This window comes from Mesorhizobium sp. BR1-1-16 (genome assembly GCF_020165495.1).
In the GTDB taxonomy this organism is placed as follows: domain Bacteria; phylum Pseudomonadota; class Alphaproteobacteria; order Rhizobiales; family Kaistiaceae; genus Kaistia.
This window is the reverse complement of the sequence record NZ_JAIUIE010000004.1, coordinates 43,437-63,020: the sequence shown is the minus strand read 5'-3', so window position 1 is coordinate 63,020 and position 19,584 is coordinate 43,437. Positions and strand designations below refer to the sequence as shown.

20 protein-coding genes are annotated in these 19,584 nt (G+C 65.2%); 16 read left to right on the top strand and 4 right to left on the bottom strand.

The features are described 5' to 3' along the window. The first annotated feature begins 98 nt into the window (after window positions 1-98). From LB518_RS10965 to LB518_RS10955, 3 genes are all read left to right on the top strand, one after another. A complete protein-coding gene (locus tag LB518_RS10965; RefSeq protein ID WP_224577341.1) occupies window positions 99-1,151 on the top strand; it encodes a LacI family DNA-binding transcriptional regulator in 1,053 nt (350 codons plus the stop codon). A 264-nt stretch (window positions 1,152-1,415) separates the two neighbouring features. After that, complete coding sequence (locus LB518_RS10960) at window positions 1,416-2,144, top strand: cytochrome c oxidase assembly protein (protein ID WP_224577340.1); 729 nt, start codon at window positions 1,416-1,418, stop codon at window positions 2,142-2,144. 13 nt (window positions 2,145-2,157) lie between these two features. Continuing rightward, window positions 2,158-2,670 carry a HemJ family protein gene (locus LB518_RS10955; protein ID WP_224577338.1) on the top strand — a complete coding sequence of 171 codons (513 nt, stop codon included), beginning with the start codon at window positions 2,158-2,160 and terminating at the stop codon, window positions 2,668-2,670. On the opposite strand, the gene LB518_RS10950 is transcribed toward LB518_RS10955, so the two are convergent. Further along, on the bottom strand, window positions 2,622-3,149 hold the full coding sequence (locus LB518_RS10950; RefSeq protein WP_224577336.1) for a DUF2231 domain-containing protein: 528 nt from the start codon (window positions 3,147-3,149) through the stop codon (window positions 2,622-2,624). The two genes, LB518_RS10955 and LB518_RS10950, sit on opposite strands and share 49 nt — an antisense overlap. 27 nt (window positions 3,150-3,176) lie before the next feature. Here LB518_RS10950 and coxB point away from each other — a divergent pair, with 27 nt between their 5' ends. The 3 genes from coxB to LB518_RS10935 are packed head-to-tail and all read left to right on the top strand — an operon-like array spanning window position 3,177 to window position 6,801. After that, window positions 3,177-3,899: a cytochrome c oxidase subunit II gene (gene coxB, locus LB518_RS10945; protein ID WP_224577333.1), complete on the top strand. Its 723-nt coding sequence runs from the start codon at window positions 3,177-3,179 to the stop codon at window positions 3,897-3,899. After that, window positions 3,896-6,439, top strand: a complete 2,544-nt coding sequence (gene ctaD, locus LB518_RS10940; RefSeq protein WP_224577331.1) for a cytochrome c oxidase subunit I — start codon at window positions 3,896-3,898, stop codon at window positions 6,437-6,439. Before coxB ends, ctaD begins: the two co-directional genes overlap by 4 nt. Then, the gene (locus LB518_RS10935; RefSeq protein WP_224577329.1) at window positions 6,436-6,801 is read left to right on the top strand and encodes a hypothetical protein; all 366 of its coding nucleotides are present in this window, start codon (window positions 6,436-6,438) and stop codon (window positions 6,799-6,801) included. Before ctaD ends, LB518_RS10935 begins: the two co-directional genes overlap by 4 nt. A 35-nt stretch (window positions 6,802-6,836) precedes the next feature. Here the strand turns inward: LB518_RS10935 and LB518_RS10930 are convergent, their stop codons facing one another. After that, window positions 6,837-7,529 carry a sulfite exporter TauE/SafE family protein gene (locus LB518_RS10930; protein ID WP_224577327.1) on the bottom strand — a complete coding sequence of 231 codons (693 nt, stop codon included), beginning with the start codon at window positions 7,527-7,529 and terminating at the stop codon, window positions 6,837-6,839. Window positions 7,530-7,738: 209 nt separating this feature from the next. Between LB518_RS10930 and ccoN the strand changes: the two genes are divergently transcribed. The 10 genes from ccoN (at window position 7,739) to LB518_RS10880 (ending at window position 16,639) form a co-directional block, all read left to right on the top strand. Continuing rightward, window positions 7,739-9,349: a cytochrome-c oxidase, cbb3-type subunit I gene (ccoN, locus tag LB518_RS10925; RefSeq protein WP_224577325.1), complete on the top strand. Its 1,611-nt coding sequence runs from the start codon at window positions 7,739-7,741 to the stop codon at window positions 9,347-9,349. Between the two features lie 9 nt (window positions 9,350-9,358). Continuing rightward, on the top strand, window positions 9,359-10,090 hold the full coding sequence (gene ccoO / locus LB518_RS10920) for a cytochrome-c oxidase, cbb3-type subunit II (protein WP_224577323.1): 732 nt from the start codon (window positions 9,359-9,361) through the stop codon (window positions 10,088-10,090). Window positions 10,091-10,108: 18 nt separating this feature from the next. Further along, window positions 10,109-10,282, top strand: a complete 174-nt coding sequence (locus LB518_RS10915) for a cbb3-type cytochrome oxidase subunit 3 (RefSeq protein ID WP_224577312.1) — start codon at window positions 10,109-10,111, stop codon at window positions 10,280-10,282. After that, entirely contained in the window at window positions 10,279-11,145 is an 867-nt protein-coding gene (gene ccoP, locus LB518_RS10910; protein ID WP_224577310.1) for a cytochrome-c oxidase, cbb3-type subunit III, read from the top strand. Before LB518_RS10915 ends, ccoP begins: the two co-directional genes overlap by 4 nt. Before the next feature lie 120 nt (window positions 11,146-11,265). Beyond that, window positions 11,266-12,855 carry a cytochrome c oxidase accessory protein CcoG gene (gene ccoG / locus LB518_RS10905; RefSeq protein WP_224577307.1) on the top strand — a complete coding sequence of 530 codons (1,590 nt, stop codon included), beginning with the start codon at window positions 11,266-11,268 and terminating at the stop codon, window positions 12,853-12,855. Continuing rightward, window positions 12,852-13,334 carry a FixH family protein gene (locus LB518_RS10900; RefSeq protein ID WP_224577306.1) on the top strand — a complete coding sequence of 161 codons (483 nt, stop codon included), beginning with the start codon at window positions 12,852-12,854 and terminating at the stop codon, window positions 13,332-13,334. The genes ccoG and LB518_RS10900 overlap by 4 nt, the downstream gene beginning before the upstream one ends. 13 nt (window positions 13,335-13,347) lie before the next feature. Next, the gene (locus LB518_RS10895) at window positions 13,348-15,624 is read left to right on the top strand and encodes a heavy metal translocating P-type ATPase (RefSeq protein ID WP_224577303.1); all 2,277 of its coding nucleotides are present in this window, start codon (window positions 13,348-13,350) and stop codon (window positions 15,622-15,624) included. Next, window positions 15,621-15,785: a cbb3-type cytochrome oxidase assembly protein CcoS gene (gene ccoS, locus LB518_RS10890; RefSeq protein ID WP_224577301.1), complete on the top strand. Its 165-nt coding sequence runs from the start codon at window positions 15,621-15,623 to the stop codon at window positions 15,783-15,785. The genes LB518_RS10895 and ccoS overlap by 4 nt, the downstream gene beginning before the upstream one ends. A 290-nt stretch (window positions 15,786-16,075) precedes the next feature. Further along, window positions 16,076-16,285, top strand: coding sequence for a cold-shock protein (locus LB518_RS10885; RefSeq protein WP_073053860.1), 210 nt, complete (start codon window positions 16,076-16,078; stop codon window positions 16,283-16,285). A gap of 111 nt (window positions 16,286-16,396) precedes the next feature. Next, window positions 16,397-16,639, top strand: coding sequence for a hypothetical protein (locus tag LB518_RS10880; protein ID WP_353619947.1), 243 nt, complete (start codon window positions 16,397-16,399; stop codon window positions 16,637-16,639). 39 nt (window positions 16,640-16,678) lie between these two features. Here the strand turns inward: LB518_RS10880 and LB518_RS10875 are convergent, their stop codons facing one another. Next, a complete protein-coding gene (locus LB518_RS10875; protein WP_224577287.1) occupies window positions 16,679-17,920 on the bottom strand; it encodes a metal-dependent hydrolase family protein in 1,242 nt (413 codons plus the stop codon). Beyond that, window positions 17,907-19,583: a hydantoinase B/oxoprolinase family protein gene (locus tag LB518_RS10870; RefSeq protein ID WP_224577285.1), complete on the bottom strand. Its 1,677-nt coding sequence runs from the start codon at window positions 19,581-19,583 to the stop codon at window positions 17,907-17,909. Before LB518_RS10870 ends, LB518_RS10875 begins: the two co-directional genes overlap by 14 nt. Window position 19,584 lies beyond the last annotated feature (1 nt).

The window sequence follows — 19,584 nt, the reverse complement described above, 5'->3', positions numbered from 1 at the left end:
CGTCGGCGGAACGGAAATCGCTGGCCTCGCTTGAGCTTGCGACCCGCGTTACGATAGGGAGAGGGAGCGGATTCATCCGCCCGGCTGGAGATATTGGATTGGACGAGACACCCGTCTATGGCGGCGCAAAGAAGAGGCCATCGACGATCACCGATGTGGCGGCTGAGGCCGGCGTCGCGATCGGAACGGTCTCCCGCTATCTGAACGGCTTTCCCATCCGCCGTGGCAATCGCGACCAGATCGAGGCGGCCATTGCGAAGCTGTCCTATCGCCGCAATGCCGTCGCCGCCGCGATGAAGACCGATCTCACCCATATGATCGGGCTGCTGGTGCCGTCCTTTGACGAATTCCACGCGGTCATGCTGGAGGATCTCGCGCGTTCGGTGCGCAAGACCGGCCGGGCGCTGCTCACTTATTGCCACAGCAATGACCGCCGGATCATGGGCGAGGCGCTGGATTTCTTCGCCACGCAGCGCGTCGACGCGCTGATCATGGACGGAGCGCCGGAGGTCCGAGACCGGGTCGAGACGCTGCTCGGCCAAGGCATGCCGATCATCTTCTACAACAACGATATCCAGGGCGTGCCGGCCGACCGCGTGATGGTCGAGAACAGGATGGCGACCCATCGCGCCGTCAGCCATCTGATCGATCTCGGTCACCGCCGCATCGCGATCCTGACCGGCGATATGCACGATTCCTCGGCGCGTCTTCGCCTTGAGGGTTATCAGGCGGCGCTGGCGGAACGCGGCATCGCGGGCAATCCGGAGTATGTCGTCGATGGCGACTGGAAGTCCGAAAATGCCTATCAGGCCACGCGGCAACTATTGGCGCTGGCCAAACCGCCGACGGCGATCTTCGCCTCGAACTACGGCATGGCGATCGGCGTACTGGGCTGGATGAAGGATCAGCACCTCAGCGTGCCGGACGACCTCTCGCTGATCAGCTTCGATGACGTGGCATTGTTCCGACTGCATGAGGTCGGCATCACGGCGATCGCCCAGCCGCTGGCGCGGATCGCCGATGTCATGACCAGCCTGCTGGTTTCGCGGCTCGGCGACGGAGCGGAGTTGCCGGCCCGCACGATGATGCTGGACTGCGACATTATCCTGCGTGGTTCGACGAGGCGGATTGCAGCATCCGCCGGCTCCTGAAGGGCTGGACGCCGCCGCCGTCGCAAGGCCGAGCACCGCTTAGCCGGTTATCGGATCTTGCGATCGGTTCGTTGCGGTCTCCGCCTAGCCAGTCGCTGGAAGACCTGCCAGAAAGAGGAGATGGGCCACAAGCGGCGTCGCGATCGATCGAGGGATCGCGCCGGCGTGAGGCCACTGTGCCATGAGGTGGCGGCCTGTGCCAGGAGACGACGGAGAATCCGGCTGGCCGGATGACGAACGGGGACAGCAAAGGTCGAGGGCCTGATGCCAGAGAGTTTTTCAATCGCCTATTGCGGCCCGGCGGCTGTGCCCGCCGATCTTCTGACGCGGTGGAATTTCGATCCGGTGCTTCTGGCCGCTCTGGCGCTGGTCGCCCTGGCGGTGGCGAGCGGCCGCTCTGCCGATCGGAGGGCTGGCTGGACCGCGCTGGCGCTGATGGTGTTCATTTTCGTGTCGCCACTCTGCGCGTTGTCGTCGGCGCTCTTCTCGGCGCGCGTGCTGCATCATGTCCTGCTGATCGCCGCCGTCGCGCCGTTGCTGGCCGTGGCGTTCCCGGCGCGGCGATTGCCGTCGGTGCCGCTTTCGCTGCTGGTCGGGTTGCAGGCGGTTGTCCTCTGGGTCTGGCATATGCCGGCTGCCTATGAATGGGGGCTCGCCAGCGTCCCGACCTATTGGCTGATGCAGGCAACGCTGCTCGGCAGCGCCTGGCTCTTGTGGCGCGCCGTCCTGTCGCCGGCGACCGAGGCGGGGCCGGCGCTTGTCGGGCTTGTCACGACCGTCGCGCAGATGGGGCTGCTGGCGGCGTTGATCGTGTTCGCGCCGCGCGCACTTTATGCCGTTCACTTCGCCAGCACGGCGGCCTGGGGCCTTGATCCGCTCACGGATCAGCAGCTTGCGGGGCTCCTGATGTGGGTACCGGCGGCGTTGCCCTATCTCGGCGTCGGCCTCTGGCTGGCATGGTCGAGCCTTCGGCCCGCCGAGCCTGCTGCATGACGGGCCTCAACCGATGACGGTGCTGCTCAAATTCATCCATCTCGCCGCGATTGCCGTGTGGTCGGGCGGGCTCCTCGTCCTGCCGTTTCTGTTCCGACAGCGCCTGGGCCTTGTTGCAGGCCCGGAACTCTTCCGGCTGCACCGCTTCGTGCGCTTCATCTATGTCGGCATGGCCTCGCCAGCCGCCTTCATCGCGATCGGCAGCGGCACGGCGCTGATCTTCCTGCAGACGACGTTCCTGGAGTGGTTCTCGCTGAAGATGGTGCTGGTAGCGCTCATGGTGATGCTCCATGTCGTCGCCGCGCTCGTCCTGTCGCATCTCTTCGAGCCTGGCCGCAGCTTCAGCCGGCGCGCTTTCATAACGCTCACGACCGCCTATCTGGTGCTGATCACGGCGATCATCTGGGTCGTGCTCGCCAAGCCGGTGATCGATTCCGACCAGTTTGCGGCAGCGCTCTTCACGCCCGGCGGGCTCGGTCAGCTGGTGCGCGAGATCTTGGGCGAGACCAGAATCCCGATGCCATGATCGAACACGAGCTTGCCGCCATGCCAGCCCGCAAAGCCCGCCATCGCCGCAGCCAGCGCCGAGAGAGCGAGGCCGTGCGGCAGGACGGATTGCGGATAGTCGAGACGGATGCCCCAGTTCGCCGCAGTGATCGCGACGAGCGTCATCGCGGCGATGGCATGCGACCAGCTCGCTTCGCGCAGGCGGATGCCACGCACCAGCAGGAGCTCGCCGGTGCCAACGAGGCTTGCTGCGACGCCTGTCCAGAAAGTCACCCCGGCCGACCAGAGGCCAGCCCGCAGCCAGAACACGTCGCCGGACCACCAGTAGAAGACGTCGATGCCGAGCGTCGCGATGACGAAGGCAATCGGAAAATGGACCATCAGCACATGGATCGGATGACCGACCAGGGCGATGGCCGATCCGGTGTCAAGCTCGAACAATTCGAGCATCACCGGGTTCTTGCGGGCCGCAGGCGGAATCATCTTCTTGAGGGCCATGGGCCGTTTCCCTTGCGCGCGCTGCGGATGCGATTGCGCGATCATAGCGGTTCATGGTCGCTCGTCCATGCCGCCGTGGTCGCCGCTTCCGCTGCCATGCTCGCCGGTTGCGGCGGGCCGCTCTCGACGCTCGATCCGGCGGGTCCGGCCGCGAACAGCATCGCCACGTTATGGTGGGTGCTGCTGGCCGGCGCCGCGTTGCTCTTCCTCCTCGTCATGGTGCTGTTCGGCATCACCCTCCTGCGCCCGCAATGGGCGCGGAAAGTCTCACCCGCGCGGTGGATCATGCTCGGCGGGCTGGCGTTGCCGGCCATCGTCCTGACGCCGCTCGTTGTCTTTGCACTCGTGACAGGCGAGCGTCTGCTGCCGCGACCGGCCGGCAATCCGCTGCGGATCGAAGCCGAGGCGCGGCAATGGCACTGGACGTTCACCTATCCTGCCGGCGGCGGCGTCGCCACCGAAGGCGTGCTGCATCTGCCGGCCGGCCGGCCCATCGACATCGTCGTCACCAGCCTCGATGTCATCCACGCGTTCTGGATTCCGCGCCTTGCCGGCAAGATCGACGCCATCCCCGGCCATGCCAACCGTCTTCGGATCGAGGCCGATCGTCCCGGCACGTATGAAGGCCTCTGCAACGAGTTCTGCGGCAAGGGCCACAGCGGCATGCGTTTCGACGTGATCGTGCACCCTGCAGCGGACTATGACGCCGCGCTCGCCGCGCCCGACCTTGCCGGAAGGATCGCCCGATGACCGACGTGATCGATCAGGACACCACGCCGCCCGCCGGCACGGCGCTCCGCCTGCACCGGCAGCTTTCGGAGATCTGGGCGACGGGCCCCGGCTTTCAGCGGCTCGCGGCCGTCAATCACTCGGTCCTCGGCATCCGCTTCATGGTGACGGCGCTGGCCTTCTTCGCAATCGGCGGCGTGCTCGGCATGCTGACGCGCGTGCAGCTTGCGACACCGATGTCTGCCTTCATGGATGCGGGGACCTACAATCAGGTCTTCACCATGCATGGCTCGATCATGCTGTTCCTGTTTGCCATCCCGATGCTGGAGGGCATCGCGGTCTATCTGACGCCGAAGATGCTCGGCACGCGCGACTTCGCCTTCCCGCGCCTCACCGCCTATGGCTATTGGTGCTATCTGTTCGGCGGCACGATCCTGACGGTGTCCCTCGTCGCCGGCGTGGCGCCGGACGGCGGCTGGTTCATGTATACGCCGCTCTCCTCGAACGTCTATACGCCCGGTATCAATGCCGATGTCTGGCTGCTCGGCGTGACCTTCGTCGAGATCTCCGCGCTGACGCTCGCGGTGGAGATCACCGTCTCGACGCTGACCATGCGGGCGCCGGGCATGTCGCTCGACCGGATGCCGGTGTTCGGCTGGTATATGCTGGTCACCGCGCTGATGATGATCCTCGCTTTCCCGCCGCTCATCCTGGGTTCGATCCTGCTCGAATCCGAACGGGCCTTCGGCTTCGCCTTCTTCGATCCGACGCGCGGCGGTGATCCGCTGCTCTGGCAGCATCTTTTCTGGCTGTTCGGCCATCCCGACGTCTACATCATCTTCCTGCCGATGGCGGGTCTGCTCTCGACCATGATCCCTGTCCTCTCAGGCGTGCCGCTCGCCGGCTACCGCGCTGTCGTGGTGGCGATCATCGGCCTCGCCTTTATGAGCTTCGGCATCTGGGTGCACCACATGTTCACGGTGGGCATCCCGCATCTGGCGCTCGCCTTCTTCTCGGCCGGGTCGGCGATCGTCGCCGTGCCAACGGCGGTACAGCTTTTCGCCTGGCTCGCGACGCTCGCCCATGGAAGGCCGCGCTGGAATGTGCCGATGCTCTACATCTTCGGCTTCTTCTCCACCTTCGTGATCGGTGGTCTCACCGGCGTGATGCTGGCGATCGTGCCGTTCGACTGGCAGGCGCACGACACCTATTTCGTCGTCGCTCACTTCCATTACGTGATCGCCGGCGCCATTGCCTTCCCGCTCATTGCCGGCCTCTATTACTGGCTGCCGCTGCTGACGGGGCGCGTCGCGGTCTATCGGCTCTCGGTGCCGGCGTTCTGGCTGATCTATGTCGGCTTCAACATGACGTTCTTCCTGATGCACCTCGTCGGCCTGCTCGGCATGCCCCGGCGCATCAACACCTATCCGGCCTTCGAAAGCTGGACCTTTCTCAATCTGCTCTCCTCGGTCGGCGGGTTCGTCATGACGATCGGTTTCGCGCTGGTCGCGGTCGATCTCATCGCGCAGCTCCGCTATGGACGGCGGATCCGCCGCGATCCCTGGCAGGCTGCGACGCTCGAATGGGCGATGCCGATCCCTCCGGCGCCCTATGCCTTCGCCTCGCTGCCGCATATCGAGGCCCGTGCCGACCGGATCGATGTCGGTGCGCTGGCGCCGCAACTGGCGCGCGGCGAAGGCTATCTCGGCTTTGCCCGCAATGGCTGGCAGGAGACGCTCGGCGTCCACATGACGTCAGGCGAACCGGAGCAGCTCATCGTGCTGCCACGGCCGACCTTTCTGCCGCTATGGACCGCGATCGCCACAGCCTCGGCGGTCCTCACGATGCTCGCCAAGCTCTACCCGCTGACACTCGTCATGGCCGTCGTGACCGCCGGGCTGTTCGTGTTCGCAGGTCTGACGGCCGGCCTTGCCCGTGACCATGGCGTCCTGCCGGTTGGGCGCGGGCTCAGCCTGCCGGTTCATACCGAATGCGCCCGTCCTCCTGCCTGGTGGGCGCTGGTGTTCACGCTCGTCGCTGACGGCACGCTCTTCACCTCGCTGGTCTTCGGGCTGCTGTTCCTTTGGGTTGCCGCGCCGAACTGGCCACCTGCCGCGGTGCCCGATACGAGTCTTGCGCTGGCGCTTGGCTGCATCCTCGCCCTCGCGGCGGCTGCGCTTCTCGCCCGCCGCGCACTCGGCCGCCTCGTCGGCGGGGAAGCGCCACAGCGCATCATGGCGCTCACCGCGCTGGCCCTGCTCGCATCGATCATCATCGCCGTCCTGCTGATCCGGGATATCGTCCCGCATCCGGCCGAGCATGCACTCGGCGCAACCGCCGCGGCACTCCTGACCTTCATGGCCATTCATGCCGGCATCGGGCTGCTGTTCCTGCTGACGGCGGCGCTGCGTTTCGCATCCGGCCGCGCGGGGCCGACGCGGGCGATCGATCTCCGCCTCGCCCGGCTCTGGATCGATTACACCGCGATCACCGGAGTGCTGGCCATCGGCTTGGTACTGGCGCTGCCGGCGCTCGTCACCATGCTCGGGATGCGGCCATGAGCACGCCGGTGACCCGCGGAACGGCTGGGCGGCCGCCGGTGTCGGCGGGCGATCTCTGGTGGCTGGTCCCCGGCTTCGCGCTCTGGTTCAGCGCCCTCAGCGCCGTCTATGCGCTGCACCATATTGGCTGCACGTTTGGCTGGTCGGCGGGTGCCATCCATCTGGCGCTTGCCTCGGCGCTCGCCATTCATCTCGCGGCGATCGCTCTCTTCTGGCGCCTCGAGATGCGCCGCGTCAGAGGCCACGCTCCTGACGAGACCGGCCGTTTCTTGCACTGGGTCATCCTCGGAACGCTCCTCGCGGCCTTTGTGAAGACCCTGCTCACGATCGTGCCGGCGCTCTTCCTGACAGTCTGTCTTTAGGAACGCGCCTTCGTTCAGCTGCCTGGCCGTTACCTTCAGGAGAGGCAAAGCGGGCCGCCCGGAGCGGTGAGCACCAGGGCGAGCACACCGGATGCGATCAGCCCGCCACCAGCCAGCATGCGTCGGAGCGGCGTCGCCGTAACCAGGCGCAGGCGCGAGAGGCCAAGCGCTGTCAGCGTCACCGCGGGAACAGTTCCGAGACCGAATCCCGCCATCATCGTCACGCCGCCCGCCACCGATCCGGTGAGCAGCGAATTCAGCAGCGCGGCATAGACCATGGCGCAGGGCATGGCCCCCCAAATGAGGCCTCCGGCCAGAAGCTGCGGATAGCCCGCCGGGGCAAAGCATCCCCGAAGCGTTCCGAGGCGCCCGGCGAGTGGCAGGAACAACCGGTCGAGACCCGCCATCGCCGGGACGACGCCGGCGACCGACAGACCCATCCAGACGATCGTCAACCCGGCTGCCCATTGCATGATCTGATGCGCCGATTCCAGATTGATGGAACCGTAGAGACCCGCGCCGAAAATCCCGAAGGCGGCGCCCGCCGCCGTATAGCTGGCGATACGCCCGGCCTGCGCCGTCAATGTCTGCAGCGTCGCCGCCAAGGGTGAGTTCCGGCCGCCACCGGCGATCAGCAGCCCGCAGGCGATCGGCCCGCACATGCCGGCGCAATGGAGGCTCGAGGCAAGGCCCATGGCAAGGCCGGTGAGGAGAATGCCGAACAGCACGGGATCTGCTTCTTTCGATAAGCCGGCTTATTGCTCGCTGGCCTCTCGGCTGCGACCGATTGACCAGAATCGCCGCTTGGCGCCGGTTTGGGGACCATGGTGGCTGCCTCGGCCGGTCACCTTGATCCTGATCAAGGCGAGGCAGCCCTCCCGCTGCGAGGACATCACCTGGATGTGATTTCGATTCACGGCGTCGGGTGAGGGCTGGGGTGAAGAACAGCGGTTGGATCTTGGTGCTAGCGGTCGCCACCTTTGGTGCGCTGGTCGCGGCAGGCCTCGCGCAGGACGAACTGTTCCGCGCGCACATGTTCATTCTGACGCTGACGCTCGGCGTCGGCACGCTTTATCTGTTGCGCACGGGCTCGTTCGAACCGGCGGTTCCCGTCGATCCCGACGCCTATCTCGACGGGCCGATCAAGGTCGGCACGGTGCTGACGGTGTTCTGGGGCGTGGTCGGGTTCCTCGTTGGCGTCGTCGTGGCGCTGCAGATGGCCTATCCCGATCTCAACATCGAGCCCTGGTTCAATTTCGGGCGCATGCGCCCGCTGCACACCTCGGCCGTCGTCTTCGCCTTTGGCGGATCGGCGCTCTTGACCACCAGCCTTTATGTCGTGCAGCGCACGACGCGGGCCCGGCTGTTCGGTGGCGATCTCGCCTGGTTCGTGATGTGGGGCTATCAGCTCTTCATCGTCATGGCGGCCACCGGCTACCTGCTCGGCATCACGCAAGGCCGCGAATATGCCGAGCCCGAATGGTATGTCGACATCTGGCTGACCATCGTCTGGGTCGCCTATCTGGTCCTGTTCCTCGGCACGCTGGTGAAGCGCAAGGAACCGCACATCTACGTCGCGAACTGGTTCTATCTCGCCTTCATCGTCACCGTGGCGATGCTGCATGTGGTCAACAACCTTGCAGTGCCCGTCAGCTTTCTCGGCGTGAAGAGTTATTCCGCCTTTTCGGGCGTCCAGGATGCGCTGACGCAATGGTGGTACGGCCATAACGCGGTCGGCTTCTTCCTGACCGCAGGCTTCCTCGGCATGATGTATTACTTCCTGCCGAAGCAGGCCGGCCGCCCGGTCTATTCCTATCGCCTGTCGATCATCCACTTCTGGGCTCTGATCTTCCTCTATATCTGGGCCGGACCGCACCACCTTTACTATACAGCACTGCCAGACTGGGCGCAGACCCTCGGCATGGTGTTCTCGATCATGCTGTGGATGCCCTCCTGGGGCGGCATGATCAACGGCCTGCTGACGCTGCGCGGCGCCTGGGACAAGATCCGCACCGACCCGATCATCCGCATGATGGTCGTCGCCGTCGCCTTCTATGGCATGTCGACCTTCGAAGGGCCGGTCATGTCGATCCGCTCGGTGAATGCGCTCTCGCACTATACGAACTGGACCATCGGACACGTTCACTCAGGCGCGCTCGGCTGGGTCGGCATGATCTCGTTCGGCGCCGTCTACTTCCTGACGCCGCGGCTGTGGAACCGCGAACGGCTCTACTCGCTGCGCATGGTCAACTGGCACTTCTGGCTCGCGACGCTCGGCATCGTCATCTACGCCGCCGTCATGTGGGTCGCCGGCATCACGCAGGGCCTGATGTGGCGCGAGTACAACGACCAGGGCTTCCTCGTCTATTCCTTCGCCGAGGTCGTGGCCGCGATGCATCCCTATTACGTGCTGCGCGCGGTTGGCGGGATGCTCTACCTCGCCGGCGGCATCGTCATGGCGGTGAATGTCGCCCTGACGATCAAGGGCCATGTCCGCGCCGAGCGGCCGCTCGTGCCTGCCGCCCCGCAAATGAAACTGGCAGCCTAGGAGCGCCCTGTGTCCATCCTCGACAGACACGACGTCATCGAACGCAACGTCACGTTGCTCCTGGTTCTCTCGTTGCTCGTCGTCGCCATCGGCGGCATCGTCGAGATCGCGCCGCTGTTCTTCTTCCAGAACACGATCGAAAAGGTCGACGGCATGCGGCCCTACACGCCGCTCGAACTGGCGGGGCGCAACATCTATGTCCGTGAAGGCTGCTATGTCTGCCATTCGCAGATGATCCGGCCGTTCCGCGACGAGGTCGAGCGTTACGGCCATTATTCGCTCGCCGCGGAATCGATGTACGACCATCCGTTCCAGTGGGGCTCGGCCCGCACCGGCCCTGATCTTGCCCGCGTCGGCGATCGTTATTCGAGCCAGTGGCATGTCGACCATCTGAACGATCCGCGCGCCGTCGTGCCGGAATCGATCATGCCGAAATATGCCTTCCTCGGTCAGACCCCGCTCGACACGCGGCTGATCGGCGCCGACCTCTCCGCCAATGCGATGGTGGGCGTGCCCTACAGCCAGGCGATGATCGACAATGCCAAGGCGGATCTCTTCGCGCAGGCGAATCCCGATGGCGATCCCTCGGGGCTGGAGAGTCGCTACGCCAAGGTTCGCGTCGAGGATTTCGATGGTGATCCTTCGCGCGTGACCGAGATGGATGCACTCGTCGCCTATCTGCAGGTTCTCGGCACGATGGTCGACTTCAGCAGTTACGACGAAAGCGCGAATAATCGCTGAGCGAGGCGAGATTATCCAATGATGGACTACGAAACCTTGCGGCATTTCGCCGATAGCTGGGGCCTCGTCTATATGGTGGCGATCTTCCTGGCCGTGATCGTCTTCATTTTCCGCCCCGGAGCCAAGGCAGAGGCGCGCGATGCCGCCCTGATCCCGTTCCGCGACCCGACCGGCGAGGACAGAAAGCCATGAGACAGCCTGACGTCGACCATCTGAGCGGCATCGAGACGACCGGCCATGAATGGGACGGCATCAAGGAACTGAACAATCCGCTGCCGCGCTGGTGGTTGTGGACGTTCTATGCCTGCATCGCCTTCGCGCTCGTCTATTCCGTGCTTTTTCCGGCTTGGCCGCTGATCACCGGGCCGACGACCGGCCTCCTGCGCTATTCGACCCGCGCCGAGTTCCAGCGCGAAGTCGCGGCGGCGCAGTCCGGGCAGGCAGCCAACCTTGCGAAGATTGCCGCCATGCCCGTCGCGGCCATCGCGGCCGATCCGGCTCTTGCCGCCTTCGCCTCGGCCGGCGGCGCCTCGGCCTTCAAGGTCTATTGTTCGCAGTGCCATGGCTCCGGCGCCGAGGGCGGCGTCGGCTATCCGAACCTCAACGACGATGAATGGATCTGGGGCGGCTCGATCGACCAGATCTACGCGACGATCACCCATGGCGCCCGTTCGGCGGCGGACGGCCAGTCGCATGACAGCGTCATGCCGAATTTTGGCAGCGACGGCATTCTGACGCGCGACCAGATCCGCTCCGTCGCCCTCTATGTCGCCTCGCTTTCAGGTCTTGCCGGCGGCGAGAAGACGCCCGAGGGCGAACAGATCTTCGTGCAGAACTGTGCCGCCTGCCATGGACCGGACGCCAAGGGCCTGCAGGCGATGGGCGGGCCTGATCTCACCAATGCGATCTGGCTCTATCATGGCTCGGTCGACGGTATCGTCGCGCAGATCAACCATCCCCGGCTCGGCATGATGCCGGCATGGGGCGCCAAGCTCGGCGACGTCACGGTCAAGGAACTCGCCGTCTATGTGCATGGGCTCGGCGGCGGTACTTAGTATTTTGCCGGCAAATTAAGCGGCGGCGCTCGGACAGTCGAACCGTCCGGGCGATTGACGCAGGTCAAGGCCGGACCGGGCTCCGGATGCGACCTTGCGCCATCCAATGGAGATCAGCAGGTGACCCTATCCGACGTCACGGACCAGGACGGCCACGCCACGGCTGAGCGGTTCAGCGTCGAGGCCGTCAATTCGAAGAAGATCCGGCAGCCGCTCTATGCAGCGCGCCGCAAGATCTTCCCGAAGCGTGCCTCGGGCACATTCCGCCGCTTCAAATGGCTGGTCATGCTGCTGACGCTCGGCATCTACTATCTGACACCGTTTCTGCGCTGGGACCGCGGCCCCTTCGCGCCTGATCAGGCGGTCATGATCGATCTCGCCAACCGGCGCTTCTATTTCTTCTTCATCGAGATCTGGCCGCAGGAATTCTATTACGTAGCCGGCCTCCTGATCATGGCTGGCGTCGGCCTGTTCCTGATCACCTCGACGGTGGGCCGCGCCTGGTGCGGCTATACCTGCCCGCAGACGGTCTGGGTCGATCTGTTCCTGGTTGTCGAGCGCGCCATCGAGGGCGACCGCAACGCCCGCATCAAGCTCGATAGCGCGCCGTGGTCGCTCGACAAGGCGGTCAAGCGTGTCGCCAAGCACGCGATCTGGCTGGTGATCGGCGTCGTCACGGGTGGCGCCTGGATCCTTTATTTCGCCGATGCGCCGACCCTCATCCGCAATTTTTCGCAGTTCGAGGCGCCGTCGGTCGCCTATATTACGGTCGGCATCCTTGCCGCGACGACCTATGTCTTTGGCGGGCTGATGCGCGAGCAGGTCTGCACCTATATGTGCCCCTGGCCGCGCATCCAGGCAGCCATGCTGGACGAGCATTCGCTGACGGTGACCTATAATGACTGGCGCGGCGAGCCACGGACCCGGCACGCCAAGAAGGCGATCGCCGAAGGGCGCCCGGTCGGCGACTGCGTCGATTGCAATGCCTGCGTCGTCGTCTGCCCGATGGGCATCGACATCCGCGACGGGCAGCAGCTCGAATGCATCACCTGCGCGCTCTGCATCGATGCCTGCGACGGCGTCATGACGAAGCTCGGCCATGAGCGCGGGCTGATCTCCTACGCGACGCTCAATGACTACAACGCCAACATGGTCCTTGCTGGCGCTTCGGCGACCACGCCGATCGAGCCGGCGCGCGTGCGCGATCCCGCGACTGGCAAGCTCGTCGATGCGATAAGGCACACGACCTGGCGCTCGATCGTCCGGCCGCGCACCTTGGTCTATTTCCTGGTCTGGGCCGGCATCGGCGTTGCCATGCTGGTGGCGCTGTCGCTGCGCGCGACGATCGAGGTCAGCGTGCTGCACGATCGCAATCCGCAATATGTGCTGCTCTCCGATGGCTCGATCCGCAACGGTTACAAGGTCAAGATCAGCAACATGCGGCCCGAGCCGCGTACCGTCACGCTCTCGGTAGAGGGACTGCCAGGCGCGGCACTCGCCAGCGCCGATGCGGCCGCGCAGCCTGTCGCCTCCCTTACCTATGAGCTCCAACCGGACGCCGTGCTCGAAACCCGCATCTTCGTTCGCGCGGCGCCGGGGGCGCTCGCCTCGACCAACACGGATTTCACGCTGGCGGTCGCGAGCGCGGACGGCACGGCGACCGTGATGACCGACGCCAAGTTCGAAGCGCCGAAGGAGATGCGCAAGTGACCGGCAAGGCTCTGAGTGGCCGCGAATTCACCGGCTGGCACATGCTGGCGGGAATGGGTGCGTTCTTCGGCATCGTCATCGGCGTCAACGTGTTCCTCGCCGTCTCTGCGAGCCGGACCTGGACCGGCCTTGTGGTCGAGAATTCCTATGTCGCGAGCCAGGAATTCAACGAGAAAGAGCGGCTGGCGAAGGAGCAGGCGGCGCTCGGTTGGCGCGCTGTGCTTCGCTATGACGGCGGCCGGCTGCAGCTCGACATCCGCGATCGCGCCGGCCAGCCGATCGATCTTGGCCGGGTCACCGTCGCGCTGACGAGGCCGCTCGGCGATCACGAGGATCGCACGGTGCCGCTGGCGCGCGGCGATGACGGCGTCTATGCGGCCATGATCGAACTGCCGCACGGCGTCTGGAACGCCGTCAGCATGGCGCCGAAGACGCCGCATGGCGCCTTTGAGCAGCACAGTCGCCTGATCCTGCGCTGAGGGGACGGTTCAAATGCCAGCCAGCGCGATCATGGCAACTCCGGTCATAGCCGCCGCCGAGCCGGTATCCGACGATGCCGAGGCGCTGCTGGCACTGAGCCGTGCCGCCGGGTCGGCGGCGCGGCAGATCGAATTCGCCGTCCCGGATGCCTATTGCGTCACATGCATCAACGCAATCGAAACCGGGCTCGGCCGGTTGCCGCAGGTCGTCAGCGCGCGCGTCAATCTTTCCCAGCGCTGGGTTCGCGTGGTGTTCGCGCCGGAGAAGGGGTCCGTCCTTGACCTGCCGCGGGCCATCCGCGCGAGCGGATACCGCACCCATGCGCTCGATCCGGTCGCCGACGGACGCCAGGATCAGGCGCTGCACGAACTCATCCGCTGCATGGCCGTCGCCGGCTTCGCTGCCGGCAACATCATGCTGTTCTCGGTCTCGATCTGGTCGGGAGCCGATGCGGCGACGCGCGACATGTTCCACTGGATCTCGGCGCTGATCGCGCTGCCGGCGATCGCTTATGCCGGGCGCCCGTTCTTCCGCTCGGCTTTCGCTGCCCTCCGGGTCGGCCGGACCAACATGGATGTGCCGATCAGCATCGGCGTCGTTCTCGCCACGCTTCTCAGTCTCTGGGAGACGATTCACTCCGGCGCGCATGCCTATTTCGACGCCTCGACCATGCTGTTGTTCTTTCTGCTGGTCGGCCGGACCTTCGATCATCTGATGCGGGAGAAGGCGCGCGGCGCGATCGCCAATCTGGCCCGGCTGACGCCGCGCGGCGTCACGCGCTGGCTCGCCGACGGGACGACCGCCTATGTCGCGGCCGAGGACGTCACACCCGGCATGTTGCTCTTGCTGCGTGCCGGCGAACGCGTTCCGGTCGATTGCCGGATCGTCGAGGGCGCTGGCGATGTCGATCTGTCGATTGTCACCGGCGAATCCATGGCCGTCGCGGTCGGGCCCGGTGCGAGCCTTGCCGCGGGGGCGATCAATCTGCGCGCCGTGCTCAAGGTCGAGGCGGAGCGGACGGCGTCGGATTCCTTCCTGTCCCAGATGGCGATTCTGATGGAGACAGCTGAGGCGAGCCGCACGACGCATCGCCGGATCGCGGACCGCGCGGCATCGATCTATGCGCCGGCCGTCCACGCCTCCGCGCTGCTGACTTTGCTTGGCTGGGGGTTCTTCGTCGGCGACTGGCACGCGGCGATGCTGAATGCCGTCGCCGTCCTGATCATCACCTGCCCCTGTGCGCTGGCGCTTGCGGTGCCTGTCGTTCACGCCGTCGCAGCTGGCCGGCTGTTTAGAAACGGCATCATGATGCGTGACGGCACGGCGCTCGAGCGCGCCGCCGCGGTCACCGATATCGCCTTCGACAAGACCGGGACGCTGACGGTCGGCGCCGTCCGCTATGTCGGGCAGGCATCGGGCGATCCCGCCATGCTGCCGATCGCCGCGAGCCTTGCCCGGCATAGCCAGCATCCGCTCGCGGTGGCGCTTTCGGCGGCTGCGCCTGCCGCGCCCCTCGTCGTCGAGGAGGTCTCGGAAGCGGCGGGGCAGGGCATGCAGGCGCGCGCGGACGGCGCGACATGGCGGCTGGGCAGCGCGCCGTTCTGTGGCGGCATCGATATTGATGGAGACGATCGCGGCGCCGGCACCGAAGTCTGCCTCGGCCGTGGTGGCGCAGTCGTTGCGGTGTTCAGCTTTGCCGACGCCATCCGGCCCGATGCGGCCAGCGCCGTGGCTGAACTGGAGCATGGCTGCAAGGGCGTCCGAATGCTCTCGGGCGATGGCCCGCAGGCCGTCCGCGCTGTCGCCGAGGCGCTGGGGATCCGGCGCCACGCCGCGCGCTTGTCGCCAGAGGCCAAGCTTGCCGACCTGCAGGCGGAAGCCGCAGCGGGCCGGCGCGTCATGATGGTTGGCGACGGCATCAATGATGCCCCGGCGCTCCGGGCCGCGCACGTCTCGATGGCGCCGTCCTCGGCGAGCGATATCGGCCGCAGTGCCGCCGACTTCGTCTTCACCAATGGCCGTCTGGCGAGCGTTCCCTTCGTGCTGGGCATCGCCCGGCGGGCCGACCGGCTGGTGCGCGAAAACCTCGTCCTGGCCATCGGCTATAATGCGTTGGCCTTGCCACTCGCGGTCACGGGTCACGTCACGCCGCTCGTTGCCGCCGTGGCGATGTCGACATCGTCGATCCTGGTCGTCGCCAATGCGCTACGGCTCGATTTCGGTACCAACCTCGTCCCGCGCGAGGAGCCTGTGCCCGGCAACGTCCGCGTGGAGGCGGTCCGGTCATGAACGGTCTCGTCATTCTCATCCCGGCGGCGATCTGCCTTGGATTGCTCGCGCTCGTGACCTTCCTCTGGTCGCTGAAGAGTGGTCAGTATGACGATCTAAAGGGTGCCAGCGAACGCATTCTCGACGATGAGGCGCCGATCCGCCGGTCGGAGAAGCCTTAGCCGCGTGTCCCTGCGCGAAGAGGCTCCCGCGGGCAGAGGCATTCGCAGCGCCGAAAAACGCCGCCCCGCCTCAGTCAGCACCAGGATTTTCGATCGTAATAACGAAATATCCGTTTCGCCTTGCAAGTCGAACGGATAGCGCCTATATCTGACCCATCGATGTTTCTTGTTGAATTTTGTTTTGGCGCGATCCGCGCCTCTGGCGAAACTCCCCGATCAAATCGATGTCTCTACGGCGTTCGGCGCGTTGCCGCACGACGAATCTCTTTGTCGATTGAAAGGAAATCGTCATGAGTGTTGGAACCGTTAAGTTCTTCAATGCCACCAAGGGCTTTGGCTTCATTCAGCCGGATAACGGCGGCGCGGACGTTTTCGTCCACATCTCCGCTATCGAGCGCGCTGGCATGCGTTCGGTCTCCGAAGGTCAGAAGCTCAGCTTCGACGTCGTGACCGACAGCCGCAGTGGCAAGAGCGCTGCCGAGAATATCCAGGCAGCGTAAGGATTTCGCTTCTGACCTTTGACCACGGATGTACTGGCGGCGGTCATTGAGGCGTATCAGAGAAGGTCGGGCTTGCCCGGCCTTTTTCATTTCTAGACGATGGAGGACGGCATGAAGCTCAACCCCGAATCCGAACCGGTCAAGAAGGCCCCCTCGCGCATGGAGGCCAAGAATGAGCAGACGACCAAGGCGGCCCGACTGATCATCGACAGCGAATTGTCGAAGCGCGTCGCCAAGACCGAGCGACTGCGCGCGATGCGCCTTGCCCAGGAAGCGGCAGAGTTCGCCGCAGCCGAAGCAGCGCCCAAGAAGCCGGCCAAGGCGCCGCGCAAGAAGGCCGCCGCAAAGGCGTAGACGCCCGGCGGCTTCGCCGCTGGCGGCAGGGGCCGTTGATCAGGCAGCCGCGAACAAGCCGGCATCGTCCCTGACGGCGTTGCCCGACTGGATAACCGCGACGACGCGGTTCGCGTGCTGCGAAAAGCAGGCGAGACCGTCGAAGGGATTGGCGTCGAGCACCACCAGGTCGGCGAAGGCGCCCGGCGTGATTTCGCCGATGAGCCCATCCATGCGGACGATCTTCGCATTGTTGATCGTCGCGTGGCGCAGCGCCTCGACCGGCCCGCAGACCTTCTCATGGATCATGAGCCCGTCGCCCTGATATGTCTTGGGCGACCAGCAGAGATCGGTGCCATAGCCGACATTGACGCCGGCTTCGAGCGCGATCTCGAGCGAGCGCAGGCCGCTCGCCAGCACCTCGGCATTCTTCTCGATGTTTTCTGCCGTGAACCCGAAGCTGGGGCCGTATTTTGCGTCAGCCTCGTAGGTGATCAGCGTCGGCACCAGATGCGCGTTCTTGTCGTGCATCAGCTTGGCCGTCTCGACCGAAACGAAATTGCCATGTTCGATCGAGCGCACGCCGACGCCGACGGCGCGGCGGATGCCGATATCGCTGTAAACATGCGCCATCACATAGCGATCGACGCGCTCTGCCTCCTCGACGATGACGGCGATCTCCTCGACCGAATATTGCGGATGACGGAGCTTGTCGCCCGGCGAGGAGACGCCGCCGCCAGCCATGATCTTGATGTGGTCGACACCTTGCCGGAGATTTTCGCGCACCGCCTTCCGCACTTCGTCGATGCCGTCGCAAACGCAGGTGAGCCCTCCAAGCGCTTCCTGACAGTTGCAGGTCTCCGCCCGGCCGCGATGATCGCCATGGCCGCCGGTCTGTGACAGCACGCGGCCGGCGACGAAGAGACGTGGTCCCTTGAACAATCCTTTTTCGATGGCCGCCCTGTGGCCGGAATCGGCGCCGCCGGCATCGCGCACCGTCGTGAAGCCGCGATGCAGCATGCCTTCGAGATGCCGCCCGGCGCGGGCCGTCATTTCAGACGGCAGGATCGAGCGGCCGTCGCTGAACTGGCCGATATAGACATGGGCGTGGCAGTCGATAAGGCCGGGCGACAGATAGCGTCCGCCGAGCGAGACGCGCGGCAGCGCCGGATCGAGATCCTCGACCGGGGAGATCGCGGCGATCTTGCCGCCGCTGATCGTTACCGCACGGCCGGAGAGGAGTTTGCCGCTGACGACATCGACGATTTCGGCATCGACAAGCGCATAGTCATGACTTGGCATAGGTCTCAACCTTCACAGGCTCGATCGGCGCCGCCGCCGGATCCACATAGCCATTGGCGACATCATAGGCGGCAGCGGCTGGATTGCGCGCGGCCGGATCGCCCCAGCCCGAGCCGCCGGCGCTGTAGTTCACGAAGCGCTCGCCCTCTTTCAGCACGGCCCGATACATGCCGACCTTCTTCTCGCGCGGCTCGCCCGGCCACAGCACCATATGGTTCTGCACCGGCGAGGGTTCGCCCCCTTCGAGGCCCCAGCCGCCTGTTTTCGATTTCTTCTTCATCGAGATGATCTCGGTCTCGCCGACCATGCGAACCTCACGGCGCACGCCGAGCCCGCCGCGGTAGCGACCCTTGCCGCCGGAATTCGGAATGAGCTCCAGCCCTTCGTGGAAGAGATTGGCCTGCCGCTCCAGCACTTCGATCGGGGTGTTGCGGACTGTGCTGGTCGACGGGTGCTGCAGCGCCGTCGCGCCGTCATGGCGGTAGGTCGCGCCCCAGCCGATCCCCTCATTGTTGCTGATCACATAGCTCTTGCCGGTCCGGTGATGGCGGCCGATCGCCATGAAGCCGGGCTCGTCGCCGCCGGACGCCGCCGGGAGCCAGTTGATCACGGGCGCGAGCGCCTTGGCGATCAGTTCGAAGGCGACCATGTGCGTCCAGGGCATGTAGGTCGAAGACGGATAGACCGCGTGGAAGAGGTTGCCCGGATCGGCGCGGACGTCGAGGGCCATGAAGTTGCCGTGGTTGCTCGACGTATCCGGCGAGGTCAGGAACTTGAAATAGGTCTTGGCCATCGAGATCGTCGCGCCAAAGGGCACATTGACCGGCCCCGGCACCATCGGGTCGGAGCGGTTATAGTCGACCGTCATGCCGTCATCGGTGATGGTGACGTCGACCGCCATCTTGATCATCCGCTCGCTGACGCCGTCATCGTCGAGCCATTCCTCCGCCGACCATGACCCCTTGGGTAGATGCTGCAGTGCCTGCCGCGTCTTCTCGTCGGCATGGACGAAGAAGGCTTCGATGGCGGCGAGGACGCGCTCTCGGCCGAACTTCCGGTAGATGTCGCGCACCGATGCCTCGCCGGTCCGCAGGCAAGCGACCTGCGCGCCGAAATCACCCCGGATCGCCTCCGGCAGGCGGGAATTCGCCTCCAGCACCTTCCAGAGGTCGGCGTCGAGCTTGCCCTCCTTGATGATGCGCACGCCCGGAAGGATCAGGCCTTCCTGATGGATATTGGTCGAATCGATCACATAGCCGGCGTCCTTGGCGCCGAGATCAAGCCAATGCGCGCGCACGCAGAGGAACATGTCGATCGCATCGCCATCGACGAAGACCGGCGCCATCAGCAGCGCATCCGACATATGCGCCGAGTTCCAGTAGGGATAGTTGAGGATCACGACATCGCCGGGCCGAAGGCTCGCCATGTCCATGTTCTCGATCAGCATTTTCAGCGCGTAGTCATTGCCGCCGATGAACGAGGTGATGCCGGCTGCCTCGGCCACCATGCGTCCGCTCGCATCGGCGATGGAGATGCCGAAGTCGAGCACCTCGTAGATCACCGCGTTGAAGGCCGTACGCACCAATGTGCGCCGCATCTGCTCTGCCGCCGAGAAGAACAGTGCCGAGATGATCTCGGTTTCCGCTGCCTTGCTGATGGTCATG